The sequence below is a fragment of the Hydrogenophaga sp. genome (assembly GCF_036675665.1).
Classification (GTDB): Bacteria; Pseudomonadota; Gammaproteobacteria; order Burkholderiales; family Burkholderiaceae_C; genus Hydrogenophaga.
The window spans coordinates 1-1,962 of record NZ_JAKFEO010000054.1; the positions used below are offsets into that span (position 1 = coordinate 1).

General features: G+C 66.5%; 2 protein-coding genes. Both read right to left on the reverse strand.

Annotation, left to right across the window (positions count from 1 at the left end; all coding sequences use genetic code 11):
- Window positions 1–155 precede the first annotated feature (155 nt).
- Window positions 156–1,577 (reverse strand): efflux transporter outer membrane subunit, encoded by a 1,422-nt coding sequence (locus V6M63_RS18075; protein WP_332744071.1) that lies wholly within the window; start codon window positions 1,575–1,577, stop codon window positions 156–158.
- 42 nt (window positions 1,578–1,619) lie between these two features.
- Window positions 1,620–1,962: efflux RND transporter permease subunit (locus V6M63_RS18080; RefSeq protein ID WP_332744073.1), on the reverse strand; the 343-nt coding region annotated here is incomplete at its 5' end.

Sequence of the window (1,962 nt, forward strand, 5' to 3'; positions counted from 1 at the left end):
GTCCCCTGCAAGGGGAAAGGGCACTACACGAAGTGAGTGCCAATAGGGGTGTGCCAATTTTCAGCAGGGGCCGGGGTCCGGCTTCGCCGGCCCACAGGCGCCTGTCCCCTGCAAGGGGAGAGGAGGCTACACGAAGTGAGCCTCAACAGGGGTATTCAAGACATCCAGCCACCACCCAACGCCCGGATCAACCCCACCGTCGCCAGGTATTGCGATGCTTTCACCTGCAACGCCTGCCGGCGATTGCGCAGTTCGCTGCGCTGGGCGTCCAGCAGTTCAAGCTGGCTGACAAAGCCGTTGCGGTAGCGCGAGTCCGACAGCACCGTGGCGCGGGTAGCGGAGGCCACCGAGCGCGACTGCGCTTCGGACTGGTCGGCCAGCAGGCGCAGCGCCGACAGCTGGTCTTCCACATCCCTGAACGCCACCAGGATCTGCTCGCGGTAGTTGGCCAATGCGATGTCGAGTTCGGCATTGGCGTTCTGCACACCGGCCTCGCGCCTGCCGCCGTCAAAAATCGGCAGCGAGAACAACGCACCGACACCCCAGGCACGGGTGGAGAGCTTGAACAGGTCGCTGATCTCCGGTGCCGCATAACCGCCAGTGGCCGTTAGCGAGAGCGTGGGAAACCAGGCGGCCTTGGCCACGCCGACACGTGCCTGGGCGGCCTGCATCGTGCTTTGGGCCGCCGACACATCGGGGCGGCGAACCAGCACGGTGCTGGGCACGCCGGCCGGGATCACCGGCAGCGCGGTAGTCCATTCGGCAGGCGCCACCTGGAAGTTCGACGCAACCTCACCGACCAGCACGGCCAGCGCATGCTCCAGCTCGGCGCGGCGGCGGTCAAGTGCGAGCGCTTCCGATTCGGTTGAGGCGACTTCGGTGCGGACCCGTGCCACGTCCAGCTCGGCCACATCGCCCTCCCTGAAGCGCACTTCCGTCAGGCGCAAGGTGTTGCGGTAGGCCTGCAGCGTGTCGCGAACCAGCGTGCGCTCGGTATCCAGCGCGCGCAGGTTGAGGTAGGTCTGGGCCACGTCGGCCTGCACCAGCAGCTGCGTGCTTTTGAGCAGCGCCTCGCGTGATTTGGCGTCCAGCGACGCGGCATCGGACGCGAGCGAGAGCTTGCCGATCAGGTCCACCTCATAGGACAGGTTGGCATTGGCGCTCACCACGGTCTGGGGCACATTGCCGGTCGTGGCGTTTTTCTGGCGCACCGCGCCCGCACCCACGCCGACCTGGGGTGCGCGGTTGGCGTCAGTCGACCGCAGCAGCGCGCGCGCCTGCGCCAGCCGGCCGGCCGCCACCTGCACGCTGTTGTTGTTGCGGCCAGCCTGCTCCACCAGCTGGTCCAGCACCGGGTCAGAAAATACCTTCCACCACGAGCCCTGGGTTTGGGCTTCAGCGGCGGCAGGGGCTGCCGACGCAGCCGGCCCTTTGCTTTCCTTGAAGGCGGTCGGCGTGGCGGGCAGGCTGGAAGGGTCAATCGACGCGCTGGTGGCGCAACCGGCCAGTACCAGCGCCATCACGAGCGGTGCCAGTGCGGCGCGCAGTCGGGGAGAAAAATGATTCAGTCGGTTCATGGTGAACTCCTGGTTCCTTGTTGTTATTTGCAGTGATCGGGGTTATTCATGCTGCTTCAGGGCTGCAGCAGGCTGCGCATTCAGCGCCACGCCACCGCCGGCCTGGCTGCCTGCAAACGCTTCAAGGTGCGGCACTTCGCCGTGCAGCTTGAGCGGCCGGTTGCCGGTCAGGGCGCGCAGCGTGACGTAGAACACCGGCGTCAGGAACAGGCCGAAAGCCGTGACACCAATCATTCCCGAGAACACGGCGACCCCCATGGCGTGGCGCATTTCCGCACCGGCGCCGGTCGACAGCACCAGGGGCAGCACGCCCATGATGAAGGCCAGGGAGGTCATCAGAATGGGACGCAGGCGCAGGCGGCTCGCTTCAATCGCAGCCTGCAGC